The 18,163-nt window shown below is 57.5% G+C and carries 21 protein-coding genes; 8 read left to right on the top strand and 13 right to left on the bottom strand.

The features are described from left to right. Window positions 1-327 precede the first annotated feature (327 nt). The gene (gene tyrS / locus JOE34_RS09035; RefSeq protein WP_003316314.1) at window positions 328-1,539 is read right to left on the bottom strand and encodes a tyrosine--tRNA ligase; all 1,212 of its coding nucleotides are present in this window, start codon (window positions 1,537-1,539) and stop codon (window positions 328-330) included. A 201-nt stretch (window positions 1,540-1,740) separates the two neighbouring features. Between tyrS and JOE34_RS09030 the strand changes: the two genes are divergently transcribed. Then, on the top strand, window positions 1,741-3,168 hold the full coding sequence (locus JOE34_RS09030) for a peptidoglycan DD-metalloendopeptidase family protein (protein ID WP_096113909.1): 1,428 nt from the start codon (window positions 1,741-1,743) through the stop codon (window positions 3,166-3,168). A 3-nt stretch (window positions 3,169-3,171) separates the two neighbouring features. Beyond that, the gene (locus JOE34_RS09025) at window positions 3,172-4,266 is read left to right on the top strand and encodes an anhydro-N-acetylmuramic acid kinase (RefSeq protein ID WP_003316311.1); all 1,095 of its coding nucleotides are present in this window, start codon (window positions 3,172-3,174) and stop codon (window positions 4,264-4,266) included. 61 nt (window positions 4,267-4,327) lie between these two features. On the opposite strand, the gene erpA is transcribed toward JOE34_RS09025, so the two are convergent. Together erpA and argC are read right to left on the bottom strand one after the other, a co-directional pair. Continuing rightward, on the bottom strand, window positions 4,328-4,678 hold the full coding sequence (gene erpA, locus JOE34_RS09020; RefSeq protein WP_010419658.1) for an iron-sulfur cluster insertion protein ErpA: 351 nt from the start codon (window positions 4,676-4,678) through the stop codon (window positions 4,328-4,330). A 215-nt stretch (window positions 4,679-4,893) separates the two neighbouring features. Next, window positions 4,894-5,928 (bottom strand): N-acetyl-gamma-glutamyl-phosphate reductase, encoded by a 1,035-nt coding sequence (gene argC, locus JOE34_RS09015; protein ID WP_003411695.1) that lies wholly within the window; start codon window positions 5,926-5,928, stop codon window positions 4,894-4,896. A gap of 133 nt (window positions 5,929-6,061) precedes the next feature. Here argC and hemJ point away from each other — a divergent pair, with 133 nt between their 5' ends. From hemJ to coq7, 5 genes are all read left to right on the top strand, one after another. After that, the gene (gene hemJ / locus JOE34_RS09010) at window positions 6,062-6,490 is read left to right on the top strand and encodes a protoporphyrinogen oxidase HemJ (protein WP_003316309.1); all 429 of its coding nucleotides are present in this window, start codon (window positions 6,062-6,064) and stop codon (window positions 6,488-6,490) included. Window positions 6,491-6,588: 98 nt separating this feature from the next. After that, window positions 6,589-7,503, top strand: a complete 915-nt coding sequence (locus tag JOE34_RS09005) for a DUF805 domain-containing protein (RefSeq protein WP_017279832.1) — start codon at window positions 6,589-6,591, stop codon at window positions 7,501-7,503. A gap of 56 nt (window positions 7,504-7,559) precedes the next feature. Further along, a complete protein-coding gene (locus JOE34_RS09000) occupies window positions 7,560-8,336 on the top strand; it encodes an SDR family oxidoreductase (RefSeq protein WP_003341077.1) in 777 nt (258 codons plus the stop codon). 103 nt (window positions 8,337-8,439) lie between these two features. Beyond that, complete coding sequence (locus tag JOE34_RS08995; RefSeq protein WP_003316306.1) at window positions 8,440-8,778, top strand: histidine triad nucleotide-binding protein; 339 nt, start codon at window positions 8,440-8,442, stop codon at window positions 8,776-8,778. Window positions 8,779-8,899: 121 nt separating this feature from the next. Further along, the gene (gene coq7, locus JOE34_RS08990; protein ID WP_010419639.1) at window positions 8,900-9,547 is read left to right on the top strand and encodes a 2-polyprenyl-3-methyl-6-methoxy-1,4-benzoquinone monooxygenase; all 648 of its coding nucleotides are present in this window, start codon (window positions 8,900-8,902) and stop codon (window positions 9,545-9,547) included. A 69-nt stretch (window positions 9,548-9,616) separates the two neighbouring features. Here the strand turns inward: coq7 and speD are convergent, their stop codons facing one another. Next, window positions 9,617-10,411, bottom strand: coding sequence for an adenosylmethionine decarboxylase (gene speD, locus JOE34_RS08985; protein WP_003316303.1), 795 nt, complete (start codon window positions 10,409-10,411; stop codon window positions 9,617-9,619). 242 nt (window positions 10,412-10,653) lie between these two features. After that, window positions 10,654-11,076, bottom strand: a complete 423-nt coding sequence (locus JOE34_RS08980; protein WP_003372688.1) for an OsmC family protein — start codon at window positions 11,074-11,076, stop codon at window positions 10,654-10,656. A 202-nt stretch (window positions 11,077-11,278) separates the two neighbouring features. On the opposite strand from JOE34_RS08980, the gene crp reads away from it, so the two are divergent. Beyond that, window positions 11,279-11,923 carry a cAMP-activated global transcriptional regulator CRP gene (gene crp / locus JOE34_RS08975; protein ID WP_003316301.1) on the top strand — a complete coding sequence of 215 codons (645 nt, stop codon included), beginning with the start codon at window positions 11,279-11,281 and terminating at the stop codon, window positions 11,921-11,923. Between the two features lie 11 nt (window positions 11,924-11,934). Here the strand turns inward: crp and JOE34_RS08970 are convergent, their stop codons facing one another. The 8 genes from JOE34_RS08970 to JOE34_RS08935 all read right to left on the bottom strand — a co-directional run bounded on the left by JOE34_RS08970 (window position 11,935) and on the right by JOE34_RS08935 (window position 18,156). Further along, window positions 11,935-12,630: a lipoate--protein ligase family protein gene (locus JOE34_RS08970; RefSeq protein ID WP_010419633.1), complete on the bottom strand. Its 696-nt coding sequence runs from the start codon at window positions 12,628-12,630 to the stop codon at window positions 11,935-11,937. 34 nt (window positions 12,631-12,664) lie between these two features. Then, window positions 12,665-13,501, bottom strand: coding sequence for an indole-3-glycerol phosphate synthase TrpC (gene trpC, locus JOE34_RS08965; protein ID WP_010419629.1), 837 nt, complete (start codon window positions 13,499-13,501; stop codon window positions 12,665-12,667). After that, entirely contained in the window at window positions 13,498-14,547 is a 1,050-nt protein-coding gene (gene trpD / locus JOE34_RS08960) for an anthranilate phosphoribosyltransferase (protein ID WP_003316297.1), read from the bottom strand. Before trpD ends, trpC begins: the two co-directional genes overlap by 4 nt. Before the next feature lie 21 nt (window positions 14,548-14,568). Continuing rightward, window positions 14,569-15,168: an aminodeoxychorismate/anthranilate synthase component II gene (locus tag JOE34_RS08955; RefSeq protein WP_010419623.1), complete on the bottom strand. Its 600-nt coding sequence runs from the start codon at window positions 15,166-15,168 to the stop codon at window positions 14,569-14,571. 411 nt (window positions 15,169-15,579) lie between these two features. Continuing rightward, window positions 15,580-16,092 (bottom strand): lysis system i-spanin subunit Rz, encoded by a 513-nt coding sequence (locus JOE34_RS08950; RefSeq protein WP_024961355.1) that lies wholly within the window; start codon window positions 16,090-16,092, stop codon window positions 15,580-15,582. After that, window positions 16,089-16,634 (bottom strand): glycoside hydrolase family 19 protein, encoded by a 546-nt coding sequence (locus JOE34_RS08945; RefSeq protein ID WP_024649701.1) that lies wholly within the window; start codon window positions 16,632-16,634, stop codon window positions 16,089-16,091. The genes JOE34_RS08950 and JOE34_RS08945 overlap by 4 nt, the downstream gene beginning before the upstream one ends. A 53-nt stretch (window positions 16,635-16,687) precedes the next feature. Continuing rightward, complete coding sequence (locus tag JOE34_RS08940; protein WP_010419610.1) at window positions 16,688-16,837, bottom strand: hypothetical protein; 150 nt, start codon at window positions 16,835-16,837, stop codon at window positions 16,688-16,690. Between the two features lie 8 nt (window positions 16,838-16,845). Then, window positions 16,846-18,156: a phage tail protein gene (locus JOE34_RS08935; RefSeq protein WP_209995599.1), complete on the bottom strand. Its 1,311-nt coding sequence runs from the start codon at window positions 18,154-18,156 to the stop codon at window positions 16,846-16,848. Between the last annotated feature and the right edge of the window lie 7 nt (window positions 18,157-18,163).

Here is an 18,163-nt window from a genome sequence, read left to right as displayed (position 1 = left end):
GTCTCAACCGAGGCGCGCATTCTACAGCGTCCTCTGTATCTGTCAAGCGGTTATTTTAAGAAGCTTTCAAAGTTTCCTTTGCAACTTCAACCACTTGCGCTGCGATCAACTCTTGAGTTGCTCATCAGCGGGAGGCGAATTCTACAGCGTTACAACCGCGTGTCAAACTCTTTTTTCTCACCGCTGTCGATCAATCCAGACCCGACCTCCTTCCTCGCTGACTCTTCACTCTAAAACCTTGCAAACTATTGATCTACAAGGCTTTTTCGTTTCCGTCTGCGCCGGAAGTGGGGCGAATTATAGACACCTGACAGAGGGCGTCAACCGTTAATTTGAACTTTCTTCGGAAACCAGCGTAACGCGCCCAAAAGCCTTCTTGCCAGCCTGGCAAACATGGGTGGCACCCAGCTTGAATACAAAGCCGCGATCCACGACCTCACCATCTATACGCACACCGCCCGAAGCCAGTAGATCACGAGCGACTGCTGCGTTCTTTACCAGGCCTGCTTTATTAAGGACCGCAGAGATCGGCATGTCCTCGGCAGCAGCCACCGATATCTCCGGCAGATCATCCGGCAGCTCGCCTTCCTTCATACGGTTACCCGCAGAACGATGCGCATTGGCCGCAGCCTCCTCACCATGGAAACGAGCGACCAGCTCTTCGGCCAGCTTGATCTTGATGTCGCGAGGATTGGCACCCGCTTCGCAGTCAGCCTTCAGGCCGTCGATCTCTTCCATCGAGCGGAAGCTCAATAGCTCGAAGTAACGCCACATCAGGGAATCAGGAATCGACACCAGCTTGCTATACATAATGCCTGGCGCTTCTTGAATGCCGACGTAGTTGCCCAGCGACTTGGACATCTTCTTCACGCCATCCAGGCCTTCCAGCAACGGCATGGTCAGAATGCACTGCGGCTCCTGCCCATAAGCACGCTGAAGCTCGCGCCCCATCAGCAGATTGAATTTCTGATCGGTGCCGCCCAGCTCGACGTCGGCCTTCAAAGCCACGGAGTCATAGCCCTGCACCAGCGGGTAAAGGAATTCGTGAATGGCAATGGACTGATTGCTTTTATAGCGCTTGTCGAAATCGTCACGCTCGAGCATCCGCGCTACCGTGTACTGCGAAGACAGGCGAATGAAGTCAGCCGGACTCAGTTGGTCCATCCAGGTCGAGTTGAATGCAACTTCGGTCTTGGCCGGATCGAGAATCTTGAAGACCTGAGACTTGTAGGTTTCGGCGTAGTCGAGGACCTGCTCACGGGTGAGCGGCGGACGCGTGGCGCTTTTACCGCTCGGGTCGCCGATCATGCCGGTGAAATCACCGATCAGGAAGATGATCTGATGCCCCAGATCCTGGAACTGCCGCAGCTTGTTAATAAGCACGGTGTGCCCAAGGTGCAGATCAGGTGCAGTCGGATCGAAACCAGCTTTGATACGCAGTGGCTGGCCACGCTTCAGCTTCTCGACCAGCTCGGCCTCGACCAGGAGTTCATCTGCACCGCGCTTGATCAGCGCCAGCTGCTCTTCAACCGACTTCATTTCAGTCCCCAATTCAAAGGGAGCCAACCTTACAAGATCAGAGCCCAATTACAAGTTTTGCCCAGCGTTTGCCTGCGAATCAGTGACCGATACGCGGGAAGGGTTGCTTCGAGCAGGTTTTGGTTATATTTTATACAGTTATTTCATCTTCATCATGTCATTCATCTTTTCCATTTCACCTTTTTCAAAGTCAAATTACCTATGAAAGACACACCGCCTAAAGCGCCCCCGCTTTATCCGAAGAGTCACCTGCTCGCTGCAAGCGGCATCGCCGCATTGTTGAGCCTGGCTCTCCTGGTTTTTCCATCCAGCGAAGTCGAAGCCAAACGAACCAACATTCCGCTTGATCTGGAGGCACCGGATCAGGACGTACAAGATCAAGACGCTCAACAAGCCACTCAAGCCACACCTGAAACCACCGAATCGCCATTTGCCCAGATCGACAATGCCGACGATCAGGCCCAAGACACCGCCAGTGCACAGCCTCAGGCAGAAAAACCCGCGCCAGCCGCTGCGAAGGATCCTGCTCACAGGGAAGTCACTGTCAGCAAGGGCGACACGCTGTCGACTCTGTTTGAAAAGGTCGGGCTGCCAGCTGCTACCGTTCATGAAGTACTGGCCAGCGACAAGCAAGCCAAGCAGTTCAGCAAGCTGCAGAATGGACAGACCCTGCAGTTCGAGCTGACGCCGGATGGCCAGCTCAAGCAATTGCATACCAAGCTCAGCGAAGTCGAGTCCATCAGCCTGTCGAAGACAGCAACTGGCGGTTACGCATTCAATCGCGAGATCAGCAAGCCCAACGTGCGTAACGCCTACGTACACGGGGTGATCAACAGCTCCCTGTCGCAGTCCGCACAACGTGCCGGCCTGACTCATAGCATGACGATGGACATGGCCAATATCTTCGGCTACGACATCGACTTCGCGCAGGACATCCGCAAGGGTGACGAATTCGATGTCGTATACGAGCAGAAAGTGGTCAACGGCAAGAGCGTAGGCACAGGAAATATCCTGTCCGCCCGCTTCACTAACCGGGGCAAGACCTACACCGCCGTTCGCTACACCAACAAGCAGGGCAATACCAATTACTACACGGCTGACGGCAACAGCATGCGCAAGGCGTTCATCCGCACCCCGGTAGACTTCGCCCGCATCAGCTCGATGTTCTCGATGGACCGCAAGCACCCGATTCTCAACAAGATCCGCGCCCACAAAGGCGTCGACTACGCAGCGCCACGTGGTACGCCGATCAAGGCAACCGGCGATGGCAAGGTCCTGCTCGCCGGCCGCCGTGGCGGATACGGCAATACCGTCATCATTCAGCACGGCGACACTTACCGTACGCTGTATGGCCACATGCAAGGCTTCGCCAAAGGCATACAGACCGGCGGCACTGTCAAGCAAGGTCAGGTTATCGGCTATATTGGAACTACCGGCCTGTCCACAGGCCCGCACTTGCACTACGAGTTTCAGGTCAATGGCGTTCACGTAGACCCACTGGGCCAGAAGCTTCCGATGGCGGACCCGATCGCCAAATCCGAAAAACAGCGGTTCATGCAGCAAAGCCAGCCGTTAATGGCGCGCATGGATCAGGAAAAAGCCACTACGCTGGCCTCGAATAAAAGGTAATCCATGGACTTCTTCTATATAGGTGTGATGTCTGGCAGCAGTCTCGATGGGATTGATATCGCCCTTTTGAAGCAGGATGACCGATCAAGGCTTCTGGCCACTCACTACATCCCCATGCCCGAAGACCTGTATGCCGAGCTGCTGGGGCTTTGCTCCAGCGGCGCGGATGAGCTTGCGCGTGCGGCCATTGCGGAGCAAAAGTGGTGCAGGCTGGTCGCACAGGGCGTTCAGACCTTGCTGGAAGATCAAAACATGGTGCCCGCTCAGATTCGCGCCATCGGCAGCCACGGCCAGACTATTCGCCATGAGCCTGCGCGCGGATACAGCATTCAGATCGGCAACCCTGCGCTGCTGGCAGAGCTGACTGAAATTACCGTGGTCAGCGACTTCCGCCGCCGCGATATCGCAGCAGGCGGCCAGGGCGCACCTCTGGTACCGGCTTTCCACGAAGCGCTGTTCGACGACAACAAGGATCATCGCGCCGTATTGAACATCGGCGGGTTCAGCAACTTGAGCCTGATCGAGTCCGATCGCCCGGTGGAAGGCTTCGACTGCGGACCCGGTAACGTCCTGCTCGATGCATGGATACAGTCACAGCGCCACGAGAGCTACGACAAGGATGGCGCGTGGTCGGCGAGCGGCAAGGTTGATTCTGCGTTGCTCAAGAAACTGCTCAGCGATCAGTTTTTCCTGACCAAGGGCCCCAAGAGTACAGGCCGGGAAGTATTCAACCTGGGCTGGGTTCACCACCATCTGTTCCAGTTGCCAACGCTGGCTCCAGAAGATGTACAGGCCACTCTGCTGGAACTGACAGCGTTGACGATCACCGAATCCCTGCAATCGGCCCAAGCCATTACCCGGGAGCTTCTGGTCTGTGGTGGCGGCGCGCATAACAAGGCGCTGATGAAACGTCTTGCAGAGCTGTTGCCCGGCACCGAGGTCAGCAGTACCGAGAAGTTCGGCGTAGACCCTGACTGGGTTGAAGCGATGGCGTTTGCCTGGCTGGCTCATTGCTGCCTCGAAGGGGTTCCGGCCAACCGTCCGACGGTAACCGGCGCCAAGGGCAGACGTGTTCTGGGCGCGATCTACCCCGCCTGATACCTGCTGTAATGCAAAACGCCGCTCAATGAGCGGCGTTTTTGTTTACAGCAAGCTTCGATCAGATCGAAAACGAAGAGCCGCAACCACAAGTCGTGGAGGCATTCGGGTTCTTGATCACGAATCGCGACCCTTCAAGCCCTTCCTGATAATCGACTTCTGCGCCGGCCAGGTACTGAAAGCTCATCGGATCGACAACCAGGCTTACGCCCTCGCGCTCGACGATGGTGTCATCGTCTGCCACATCGTCATCGAAAGTAAAACCGTACTGAAAACCTGAGCAACCGCCACCTGTAACGAATACACGCAGTTTGAGACGATCATTGCCCTCTTCGTCGACCAGGGTTTTCACCTTGTGCGCTGCATTTGGAGTGAACTCCAAAGCGGTAGGCGTGAAGGATTCGACACTCATGTCTGATATCTCCCGGCTTTAGCCGTCGTAATGCGTAATGACGGCATTATCCGCTTCTCCTAGAAAATCGGTCAACTATTTGATCGGGAGCAGCTACAAGCTACAAGCTACAAGCTACAAGCTACAAGCTACAAGCTACAAGCTACAAGAGCATGGCCGGCCCGCCTTTGCCTTGCAACTTGAAGCGTGCCGCTTGAAGCTCAAAGCTGCCTCCCTCAGGGCATCATGCCCGCATGAGACAACCCGGCGCGCTCATCAAGGCCAAACAGGATGTTCATGTTCTGCACCGCCTGACCGGACGCACCTTTGACCAGATTGTCGATCACCGAAAGCACGACGACCAGATCGCCGCCCTGCGGACGATGCACCGCGATGCGACACACGTTGGCGCCACGCACACTGCGGGTTTCGGGATGGCTGCCCGCTGGCATCACATCCACGAATGGCTCGTCGGCGTAGCGCTTCTCGAACAGTGCCTGCAAGTCCACAGAGCGATCAGTGACCGTTGCATAGAGCGTGGAGTGAATGCCGCGAATCATCGGCACCAGGTGTGGCACGAACGTCAGGCCGATGTCGCCACCGGCAGCGCGACGCAGCCCCTGGGTGATTTCAGGCAGGTGACGGTGACCCTTCACGGCGTAGGCCTTGAAGCTTTCATTGGCTTCCGAGTACAGCGAACCGATATTCAGACCACGGCCCGCACCGCTCACGCCAGATTTGCAGTCGGCAATCAGACGAGTGTTATCGGCAATACCGGCTTCAAGCAGCGGCAGGAAACCCAACTGGGTAGCGGTCGGATAGCAACCCGGTACGGCGATGAGTCGCGCGTTCCTGATCTGCTCGCGGTTGACTTCCGGCAGCCCGTACACCGCGTCTTCCAACAGTTGCGGAGCGCCATGAGGCTGGCCGTACCACTTGGCCCATTCGACCGGATCCTGCAGACGGAAGTCGGCAGACAGGTCGATCACTTTGGTGCCTGCCGCGAGCAATTCACCAGCCAGGGCATGAGCGACACCGTGGGGCGTGGCGAAGAACACCACATCACAGGCGCCCAGGGTTTTCACGTCAGGCACGCTGAACGCGAGGCCGTCGTAGTGCCCGCGCAGGTTCGGATACATGTCGGCGACTGGCATGCCGGCCTCCGAGCGCGAGGTAATGACCACTACTTCTGCCTGCGGATGCTGTGCCAACAGACGCAGCAACTCGACCCCGGTGTAACCCGTGCCGCCGACGATACCGACCTTGACCATAACCTGCCCTCAACGAAACAACTGGAAAGCGGTCGATAATAGGAGCCTATCGCCTCTGCGACAACCGACAACGTGACGTAGGGGCGCACAAGACACTACTATTCGGCCACCGTGAACCTGGGAATAATCAAAAATGCTCTATCTATGGATAAAGGCGCTTCATGTCATTTCAATGGTCTGCTGGTTTGCAGCCCTGTTCTATCTGCCAAGACTGTTCGTCTATCACTCTATGAGTGAGGACACGGTCAGCCGCGAGCGTTTCATCGTCATGGAGCGCAAGCTGTACCGTGGCATCATGACCCCGGCAATGATTGCAACGCTGGTCTTCGGCGGCTGGCTGATCAGCTTCGACCCCAGCGGTTATTTCAGTCAGGGCTGGATGCACGCCAAGCTCGCACTGGTTGTCCTGCTGATCGGCTATCACCACGTCTGCGGCGCACAGATGAAACGCTTTGCCCGTGGTGAAAATGGCCGTAGCCATGTGTTTTATCGCTGGTTCAATGAAATCCCGGTACTGATCCTGATCGCCATCGTCATTCTGGTTATCGTCAAACCCTTCTGATTTCAAGCTTCGCCCGGCCTCATCAGTAACGCGACAGGGCGCTCTGTCTCAGGCAGGCCCCCGGCACTGTTTTTCACTTAAAGACAAGGAAGCCCCGTATGGCCGATTCACACTTCAAGATTGTGTTTGAAGGGCAGGTGCGTGAAGGCGTCGAGCTCGACACCGCAAAGGCCAACCTGGCGGGGCTGTTCAAAAGCGAACCGTCTGCAGTGCAGAAGCTGTTCAGCGGTCAAACCGTTGCGCTCAAGCGCGGGATTACTTACCAGGATGCGGAACGCTACTTGAAGGCGCTGAACGATGCGGGCGTCGAAGCACGTATCGAACCGGACATTGAAATCAGCCTGAGTCTGGACGAAGTGGTCAGCCAGCCCTCCCCTAAACCCGCGCATCTGGAAATATCGCCCTACGCACCGCCCAAGGCACAGGTCGGCGCTGATCAGCCTGGTCATTCAACGCTGAAGGTGCTGAGTATCAATGGACGTATCGGGCGCTTGCGCTATCTGGCGTGGAGCATGGTACTGAGCGCCGCGACGCTGATGCTGGTAGGTGTGTGCCTGCTGGTCATGAACGGTTCGCTGGTCGCCGGCGGCCTGCTGATGGCAGTGGTGCTTGTCGCGTTCGCGGTCATCGGCGCGCAGATCGGCGTTCAGCGGCTGCACGATCTGGGTTGGTCGGGCTGGCTTCTGCTGCTCACCATGGTGCCATTCGTAGGCAGCGTCTTCCCGTTTCTGATGATCCTGCTGCCCGGAACAAAAGGCCCAAACGCTTTTGGCCCGCCGTCGCCACCAAATTCCAGAGGTGTTAAGACTCTGGCCGTTCTGTGGGTGTTACTCATCCCCATAGTCGTGATCGGGCTCACCGCTGGCGGCGGAGGCATGCTGCGCGATGAGTTGGAATTGCAGACCGATGAATACGAGCAATCCCTCCCCTATGACGACGAAGAAAGCCGTGACAGTGCCTTGACCGCGCCAGCGGATGTCAACATAGAGTCCGAAGAACAAAGCGACAAGTAATAGACTGCTCACGGTTCGGCAGACTGCCGGTCGCAACACGCTCAATGGAGAACTGCATGACCCGTTACGCCCTGATCACCGGCGCGTCCAGCGGCATAGGCCTGGCGATGGCCGAAGCGCTGGCACGTCGCGGTCGCAACCTGATCCTGGTCGCCCGCCAGCGCGATCTGCTGGAAACAATTGCACTGGAGTTGACTCAGCGTTTTGGCGTGGAAGTGCTGTTTCGAGCCTGCGATCTGGGCGAGCCACTGAGGCTCTCGGGCTTTCTGCTGGAGCTGGAAGACGGTGCACACCAGATCGATCTGCTGGTCAACGCTGCGGGCATCGGCACCTGCGGACCTTTTCTGGCTCAGGACTGGAGCGCCGAGCAGGACCTGATCGATCTGAACATTCTGGCCCTCACGCGCCTGTGCCACACGGTCGGCAATCTGATGGCCATTCAGGGCGGCGGCCAGATACTCAACATTGCCTCGGTGGCGGCGTTCCAACCCGGCCCATGGATGAGCACTTATTACGCAAGCAAGGCGTATGTGCTGCATTTTTCCGAGGGGCTGCGCGAGGAAGTGAAGAAGGCCGGGGTGAAGGTCTCGGTGCTGTGCCCCGGCCCGACCAGGACGGCTTTTTTCCGCACCGCGCAGTTGCAGGTCAATGTGGATAGCCTGATGAGCCCTGAAGAAGTGGCGCTGTATACCGTTCGCGCACTGGCAAAAAACCGCGCAGTGATCACACCCGGTTTCAGTAACCGGTTGTGGACGCTCAGCCCGCGCCTGGTTTCACGCTGGCTGGCTCGTCAGATCAGCGGCTACATCAACAAGAAATACTGCCCACGCTGACCGACAAACGGCTGGGCGAACCGCGTCTCGCTCAGTACACTCGGACGCGCTGAAGCACAGCGATACCCTGTGACGACCATCAACCGACAAGGAGCAAACGGCTGTGGACACTTTGTTTACCAAGATCATCAATCGGGAAATCCCGGCGAAGATCATCTATGAAGATGATCAGGTCCTGGCCTTTCACGACATCGCCCCACAGGCACCCGTGCATTTTCTGGTTATCCCGAAAAAGCCTATCCGCACCCTGAACGATCTGACCGAGGAAGACAAAGGCCTGGCCGGACATATCCTGTTCACGGCGCAGCGTCTGGCCCTCGAACTGGGCTGCGAAGAAGGCTTCCGCGTGGTGATGAACTGCAATGAGCTGGGCGGGCAGACCGTCTACCACATTCACATGCACGTACTCGGTCAGCGTCAGATGAACTGGCCACCGGGCTGAGCCAGCGTTTTCGGGCTTCCCGGCCGACCAGCGCGTGTGATCGGCGCTGGTCGGATGACACAAGCCCTGCCCGCTCCGGCCGATTGGGGTAAACTGCCCGCATGATCTTCCGGAGGTGCCCATGGCTACCGAACGTCAATACTCCCCCCTCGACCGTCTGTTACTGCAAGCCGACAGCGCGATGCGCACCTTGCTGCCATCCAGCGCGCACTCGCAGCGCCCTTCCCCCGCGGTTGTTCAGCCCGAACACAAGATGAGCGAAGTCGACACGCGCCACGTCGCGGGTCTGATGCGCATCAACCATACCGGCGAAGTCTGCGCCCAGGCGCTTTATCAGGGCCAGGCGCTGACGGCAAAGCTGCCCAAGGTGCGCAAGGCGATGGAGCATGCGGCTGAAGAAGAAGTCGATCATCTGGTCTGGTGCGAACAGCGCATCCATCAGCTTGGCAGTCATACCAGTGTGCTGAACCCGCTGTTCTACAGCCTGTCCTTCGGGATGGGCGCGATAGCCGGCGTCATCAGCGACCGGGTCAGCCTGGGTTTCGTCGCGGCGACCGAAGATCAGGTCTGCAAGCACCTGGCTGAACATCTGGAGCAACTGCCTACCGAAGACGGTAAGTCCCGGGCCATCCTGCAACAGATGCTCAGCGATGAAGAACACCACGCTGAGTCCGCACTGGAGGCAGGCGGTTTTCGCTTTCCGGCACCGGTCAAGTTCGGCATGGGTGTGCTGGCCAAGGTCATGACCAAGTCGACTTATCGCATCTGACGATGCGTATACAACGCCCATAAAAAAGGCGCCTGCATCAGGCGCCTTTTTAATGTCCGGAATCCGGGTTTATACGGCTACGTTGCGGCCGTAGAAGATTTCCAGCATTTCGTGTTTGACCTTGGCGGTCACTTGCTCGCGCTGCTCGGGAGACAAGTTGCTGGTGGCGTCGCCAAACAGGTAGTTGTCCAGTTCGAACTGCTTGAGCAGCATCTTGGTGTGGAACAGGTTTTCCTGATACACGTTCACGTCGGTCATCTGGTAACCGTTGCGCGTGTCTTCGGACAGGTAGTTCTGGATCGAGTTGATCTCGTGGTCGATGAAGTGCTTCTTGCCTTCCACGTCACGGGTAAAGCCGCGCACGCGATAATCGACGGTCACGATATCCGACTCGAACTTATGGATCAGGTAGTTCAACGCCTTGAGCGGTGAAATAACGCCACAGGTCGACACATCGATATCCACGCGGAACGTGGCAATACCGTCAACCGGATGAATTTCCGGGTAGGTGTGGACCGTGATATGGCTCTTGTCCAGGTGCGCCAGGATGGTTTCCGGCAGTGGACCTGGCGACTCTTCGATCTGGCTTTCGGTAGGCGTCACCGGCTGCTCCGAGATCAGAATGGTCACACTGGCACCTTGTGGATCGTAATCCTGACGCGCAATGTTCAGGATGTTGGCACCAATGATATCGACAACATCAGTCAGAATCCGCGTCAAGCGTTCTGCGTCGTACACACTGTTGATGTACTCGACGTACGCCTGCTGGTCCTGCGGGGTTTCCGCATAGCAGATGTCATAAATGTTGAAGCTCAAGGTCTTTGTCAGGTTATTGAACCCGTGGAGCTTGAGTTTGCTTTTCACCGTTAAAAACTCTCTATATGGGTGCGGCGCCAGCCGCGTGATCAAGCATGCCCGTCAGGTGAGCCCGGCTCATCTGCGTAGGACGGTTAACACCTCTTCGCGTTGGCGATTTTGGTTGTCTGTTCGGACCGGCAGCAGAAAACCAATACATGCTGCGCCCGTAAAAAGTGGCGCATTATGCAGACGTCCGAAGCCGTCTGCCAGAGTGTGCGCCGTTTTTATGATCGTTGGATGTCTGGCGTTCAGCCCAGTTCGACAATTTCATAATCGTGAGTGATCTTCACACCCGCGTTGCCGAGCATGATCGAGGCCGAGCAATATTTCTCTGCAGACAGTTCGATCGCTCGCTTGACCTGCGCTTCTTTCAATCCTCGTCCTTTGACGACGAAGTGCAGATGGATTTTGGTAAACACTTTCGGGTCTTCATCGGCACGTTCGGCATCGAGAAATGCCTCGCAGCTTTCAACAGGTTGGCGCGACTTTTTCAAAATGCTCACAACGTCAAAGTTGCTGCAGCCACCCAGACCGATCAAGACCATTTCCATCGGGCGTACGCCCAGATTGCGACCACCGCTTTCCGGCGGACCATCCATTACCACCACATGACCGCTGCCGGATTCGCCTAGGAACATGGCTTCGCCAGCCCATTGGATGCGTGCCTTCATCGCCAAGACTCCACTGTAAAAAAAGGGGTCGCCAGCTTAGCACAGGGCCAAAAGCTGCCCGGAAGAAATGCCTTTTGTAGGAAATGCGTAGGAATGTTCGCAAATAGCTTCCTACACGTCTGGAAAAGCTGGCGAGAATAAAGGCGCAGCCGATACCTATAGGTATGCCATTTGGCCATACACCTTATTTCGGAAGTCTCGCATGGTCGCAATAACCTTTACGCCCAAAGCAAACAGTCTGGACAAGCTGCTGCCCCATGCAGAACGCCGCCGCCTCCCCGCGAAAACCAACATCATCAATGCCGGTGACCGCTCCGCATCGTTGTTTCTGATCCTCAAGGGTTCAGTCACTGTCCTGATCGAGGATGACGAGCGCCGGGAGATGATCGTCGCCTACCTCAACAGCGGGGATTTCTTCGGCGAACTGGGCCTGTTCGAGCAACCGGGCAAGGAGTCGGTACGCAGCGCCTGGGTGCGGGCCAAGACCGAATGCGAAGTGGCCGAGATTTCATATGACACGTTCCGCGAGCTGACCAGGCAAGAGCCGGAAATCCTGTATGCGCTCTGCAGCCAGATGGCTGAGCGTCTGCGCAACACAACGCGCAAGGTCGGTGATCTGGCGTTCCTTGACGTCACCGGGCGAGTGGCTCGCACGTTGCTCGAGCTGTGCAAGCAGCCGGATGCAATGACTCACCCGGACGGCATGCAGATCAAGATTACCCGCCAGGAAATCGGGCGCATCGTCGGCTGCTCGAGGGAAATGGTTGGACGTGTGCTCAAGGCCCTTGAAGAACAGAGCCTGGTCAACGTCAAAGGAAAGACCATGGTGGTCTACGGGACACGCTGAGCCCTTGGTATTCAGAGCGCAGCGAGCAGCTTCCGGTAAGTCTGCGCCAGACGCTCCAGGACATCAGCGCCAGGAAACGCTTCATACAGGGCAATGTGGCTTTCGGCCTGAACACGCGGCTCAAGCTCGCACAGCTCATTAAAGCGATTTACCGCAATCGCCATCTGAACGCGCTCGTTTTCCAGCAGCAAGGCACCGTGTGCCAGCACTACAGGACGCGTTCCGCCCTGACTCTGACGCCAGCGCTGAGCCGTTCCAACCATCTTGCGACCATCGAGATTGACGTTGAAGCGGCCGTCGCAGAATGCGCCAGCCACCTCACCCAGCGAAGCCTGCCCGCCCAACTCGGTCAACAGATCGAGAATCGGCTGACACAATCGCAGGTAGGCGGTTTCTATACGGTCACGATCAACGTCAGTGGGCGATTGCGCGTAGACCAGCGCGATATTCAGCGTGGCAGAGGACTGCGGCACTGGCTCGCCGCCGGTTTCACGCAAGAGAACAGGCCATGCATTGTCCGACAGGGTCTCGCTGGCCTCGGCAAAACCCGGTAACCGGCTCATCCGCCGAGGCATCACCAGCGCGCGATCATTGGGCCGCCAGAACAACAGCCCATGATCCGCCGCACCGGAGCAGACCGACGCCAGAAGATCCTGCTCGGCCTGCAGGCCTTGTTCGACACAAATGTCGATGATCGAGTCTTGCACGTCGGACCTCGTAAGGGTGTTCAGCTCAATGCGCTCAGTCGCTGGACGAAGTGCTTACCGCTATCTTGCGCTCAGGGAAGAACAACCGCTGCAGCTCGGCGCCAGGGTGCTCGGCACGCATGAAGGCCTCACCCACCAGAAACGAATAGACATCGCTGATTTCCATCAGCTCGACATCCGCACGATTGAGAATGCCGCTTTCGGTGACGACCAGGCGATCACGCGGGATACGCGGCAGCAAATCCAGCGTGGTTTCCAGGCTCACTTCAAAGGTATGAAGGTTACGATTGTTGATGCCCACCAGCGGTGTATCGAGCGTCTTGAGTGCACGCTCCAGCTCGTCGCCATCGTGCACCTCGACCAGCACATCCAGCTTCAGGCCCTTGGCAACGGCAGCCAGTTCAGCCAGTTGCACGTCATCCAGTGCCGACACGATCAGCAGAATGCAGTCAGCGCCCAGAACACGTGCTTCGACCACCTGATAAGGGTCGATCATGAAATCCTTGCGGATCACCGGCAGGTTGCACGCCGCACGGGCCTCCTGCAGATAGGCATCGGCGCCCTGAAAGAAGTCCACGTCGGTCAGCACCGACAGGCAGGTCGCGCCACCGGCCTGATAACTTCTGGCGATCTCGCCCGGCAGGAAGTGTTCGCGGATGACGCCCTTGCTCGGCGAAGCCTTCTTGATTTCCGCAATGACGGCGGGCTGTTTAGCCTTGGCCTGAGTGATCAATGCGTTGGCAAAGCCACGTGGCGCGTCCGCCCGGGCTGCCTGTTGTTCAAGCTCGGTCAGGCTCACAATCGCACGACGAGCCGCGACTTCCTCGGCCTTTCGGGCAAGGATCTTTTCCAGTACGGTTGGCACACTCATGCTTCGTTCTCCTGCTTGAATACCGCCGTGAAGGCACCCAGCTCTTCCAGTTTTTCCCGCGCCAGGCCCGTGTGCAACGCATCGTGCGCCAGGGCCACGCCCTCTTTCAGGCTGGTGGCGTGATCTGCAGCATAAAGCGCGGCGCCGGCATTGAGCACGATCATTTCCGCAGCTTTCTGACCGTTCTCGGTCTTGCGGCGTCCCAGTGCATCGCGGATCAGCTCCAGCGAAGCCGCCGGGCTTTCCACGGCAAGGCCGTACAGGCTCTGGCTTTTGATGCCTAGGTCTTCGGGCTGTACCCAGTATTCAGTGACTTCGCCGTTTTTCAGCTCGGCCACGAAGGTCGGTGCGGCCAGACTGAATTCATCCAGGCCGTCCTGCGAATGGACCACCAGCACATGCTTGCTGCCCAGACGCAGCAGCACCTCGGCCAGCGGGCGGCAAAGCGCCTGGTTGAACACGCCGACGATCTGATGACGAACGCCGGCCGGATTGGTCAGCGGGCCAAGCATATTGAACAGTGTGCGCAGACCCAGCTCGCGACGCGGCCCGGCTGTGTGCTTCATGGCCGTGTGATGAGACTGGGCGAACATAAAACCGATGCCCACGCTGTCGATGCAACGCGCCACCTGAACAGGCGTGAGGTTCAGGTAAACCCCGGCGGCCTCGAGCAGATCAGCACTGCCGCTTTTGCCCGAGACAGCACGATTACCGTGCTTGGCCACCGTGCAACCTGCGGCGGCAATGACGAAAGCAGACGCCGTGGACACGTTGAAGATATTCGCGCCGTCGCCGCCCGTACCCACGATGTCGACCACACCATCCAGGGTTTTCAGTTCGACCTTGCCGGCCAGCTCGCGCATCACCGACACCGCACCGACGATTTCATCGATGGTTTCGCTCTTCATGCGCATGCCCATCAGAAACGCACCGATCTGCGCTTCAGTGCATTGGCCAGTCATGATTTCGCGCATCACATCGCTCATCTCTTCAGTGGTCAGGTCCAGCTGGTTGACCACGCGATTGAGCGCGCTTTTGATATCCATGGGGGTACTCATAAAAAATCCTTAGCCCTGACGATGGCCGCCGCTCTGCTTGAGAAAATTGGCGAACAGCTCGTGGCCCTGCTCGGTCAGGATCGACTCGGGGTGAAACTGCACCCCTTCGACGTTCAGTGTCTTGTGGCGCAGGCCCATGATCTCATCGACCGAACCGTCTTCCAGCGCAGTCCAGGCCGTCACTTCCAGGCAGTCGGGCAGCGTATCCTGTTTGACCACCAACGAGTGGTAGCGGGTGACCACCAACGGATGATTCAAGCCATCGAACACCCCGCCGTCTTGGTGAATGACCGGGCTGGTTTTGCCATGCATGACCTGACGCGCACGAACCACGTCGCCGCCAAAGGCCTGACCGATGGACTGATGCCCCAGGCACACCCCCAGAATCGGCAGTTTGCCCGCGAAGTGGTTGATCACGTCAAGCGAGACACCGGCTTCATTAGGCGTGCACGGGCCAGGCGAGACCACGATGTGCTCAGGGTTCAGGGCTTCGATCTCGGCGATGCTCAGTTCGTCATTGCGAATGACTTTGACGTCCGCCCCCAGCTCACCGAGGTACTGCACGACGTTGTAGGTAAACGAATCGTAGTTATCGATCATCAGCAGCATTTTGCTATCAACCTTTTGATTTACTGACTTGATTCAGGCCTTCCGGATTCTGCTTCACTCATGCATCCCCACGTCAGCCACAAGGCCGGGGGACGGAGAAAAGCATCAAAAAATCGAAGGCATACAGGTACGGGTCCGGCAGGGCCGGCAAGGAAATAGTCAGGCGCGCCAACGCCAACGGGCGTGAGCCTTGATAACGCGCATCAAAAGCTTGCTGACTGTCGTCACGGAAGGGGTCTCATCGGTACGTTTCAGGACATTAGCGTACCGAATCGGCCGGTGCAATATGAATGTACCGGGCCGCGCCGATTGAAAAGCAGTTAAAGGCTGAAAAGAGGGCCGCGCCTCCTTGCGGAGGCGGGATTGAGGCAGGGGCACGATGGCCTAAGGGGTGGGGAGCCGAGAGGAACATCAGTGCGCAATCTCGCGCACGTAGGCTTGGCAGGCCTTCAAAGCGATCAATCCCTGATCGCCGTAGTCGGTGATGGCGACAATTCGTCCAGCAGCCGCTGGGTCAAGTTCGCCTCGCGAGCTTCCATGAACCACGCCGCCGGTGTCGGTGCCGGCTGGCACGCCATCACGGTTGGCGGGGCTGTTGGCGAGGAGGACTGACAAGCGCAAATCAGCGGTAGCCAGGCGATCACGCAAACGAGCCTGAGCAGTCTGTGCATCGCTCAATTCCTTGTGGATGGTTGAATCGTTGGTGTGCAAACGGACTTCCAGCGCCCGTCGTTGTGCCTGCTCGGCGTTCTGCCAGTCGACGACCGCGAGCGCCGCCTGCTCGCGCTCGCGCTGCCACGTCAGTGCTTGCGTGGACAGTTGCAGGCCATAGCGGGCCGCCTGCCATTTCCAGGCGGCCCATGTACCCAGCCCTGACCCCAGCACGAATGCGAGGATCAGGCATCGCATATCCAGCACTTTCACGGCAGCACCTCCAATGCCCGCTGGTAAAGCGCCTGCCGATCCGCCAGGCCGTTGGTGCCGCCGTTGATGCGGCGGGTGATCATCAGAAAATCACCCTGGTCTGCCAGCGCGTTGAGGTTGGCCCGGTCCCAGAACCATGCCGCCGACATGGCCGCGTGGTCGGGTTGTTCGAGCAGTTGCGGCTGGGCAAGCAAGTCCAGCCCGAGCGCCTCCCCGCACGCCTCGTAGTTGGTCCGCCCCGTCACCTGAATCAGCCCACGGCCCCGATACAGCTGGCCATCGCCATCTGCCTCTGGCGTGTTGCCCAGACGCAGCGCCAATTGCCCCGTGTCGTACTTCGCCAGGTAGCTGTCACTGCCCAGCTCGCGCACATAACGAAGCTGCCCGGACTCATGCCCTATCTGAGCGATGAACGCGGCGATACGCAGGCGGGTGTCGATGGCGTAACGGGCCATGGCGATGTTGAGAGCAGGAACGAAAACGCCGGCTTTAGGGCCGGCGTTGGGGAGGATTTGTAATAGTTGTTGCTGGTTGATAGGCATACGCATATCTCCCGACATTATGGATGGGTGTAAACGGGAAACACTTGCTGGCGTCAGAGCGCCTCACTGTTTCGCTTGAATTGCAGGTAACGCTCGTCGGTATCCTCGACCAGTGCTTGATTGGGATACTCGGCCTCATCCTGAACGCAGGCGAACACCGCAATGATGGTTTTACCGTCTTTGGAAAGCTGTACGTGGATCATGGATCACCTCAGAATCTGTAACCGGAAATGTTGATTGAACCTTCTTTGTACGTGCCAGACTGCAAACCCGTTGACCAGAAGATCGTTTGGGGAATTATCACTTTCAGGTTCGAAAACGATCCCGTTGAGATATTTTGAATCGTCTCTGCCATGCTGTTCCCGGCCACTTGCTGCACACCAATACTTGAAACAGAGGAGGAAACCGTTATCGAGGCGTTGACTGTGTTAACACCAGCTATCGCCAACCATCCCGTTACCGACTTTGTCGATGGAGGGATAACGGAGGCGAGGCTCAACGATTTGACGGCAATCGGTACTGTCGTCGCAGCCACCTTTTCATTGACAAAACTCACCTCTCGTCCGTCCATAAAACCGATCTGAAACAGCGAGTTCTTGGTTCTCCATACACTCACTAATGCGGAGGCTGTAAAACCGCCGGGCATATTTCCTCCGGTATACACTTCACTCGCTGTCGTCGAGGCAACATCAGTGCCCAGCAAGGCAGAAACACCCGTCAAGGAGTTGTAAATCGCATAAATAGCAACGAAACCGTTAGCCGGTGCTGCGCCTGTGTCCATGCCTCCAATCCCAACTGCGGCCAGATTGATCGCCTTGTTAAATCCTCCGAGCCGATATCCCATCCCACCCAAGCCGGTCTCGACAACCAGTTCATCCGCAGTGATCGTTGCGGACGCGGAAGCGCTGACGACACTCATGGTCAAATTGCGGGCACTGCCTACAACGGTGGTGGGCACCAGGCCAGGAGAATCAATTCCCGCCACTTCGGTGATTTTGCCGCGCTTGGTGATGTAGATCGCATCAGGGTTAAAAACAAGCTCAACCCACTCCGCCGCATTGAGCTTCAACGTATTGCTGCCGGCACCGTATAGGGAGATCACCTCAGCACCATTGGCCTTGATAGTTGCCGCTGCTGGCGATGCGTTATGAAAAGTTATCGACTTACCTACCACTACGTTCGCCTTGGGAGGCAAGGTCAGCGTGATGCCCCCAAGGTTGATTCTGTGCCAATGCCCCGCCGCTCCGGGTAAAAGAGTTTCGGAAGCGGTGTAACCAAATCCTGCGCCTTTATAGGCCTGCCTGACCTGCAAACCTATTTGCGTGATAGCCGACGCGAGCTGGTCTGTTCTGGTTTCATCAGGCTGCTCACCACCGGCTGCCATCGCATTCAAGATCTCCTGCGTGATCGAGTTACCCCACTGCGCAGGAATAAGCGAACCGGGCATGCCGGTCGCCGGGTTTTCATCTACAAACTTGCCGCTTGCCAAGCCTACGCCCGGCACACTCTTGGGATAATCCACATTGTGT

It is taken from the genome of Pseudomonas sp. PvP028, from assembly GCF_017832255.1.
In the GTDB taxonomy this organism is placed as follows: domain Bacteria; phylum Pseudomonadota; class Gammaproteobacteria; order Pseudomonadales; family Pseudomonadaceae; genus Aquipseudomonas; species Aquipseudomonas syringae.
This window is presented reverse-complemented; position numbering and strand designations above follow the sequence as displayed.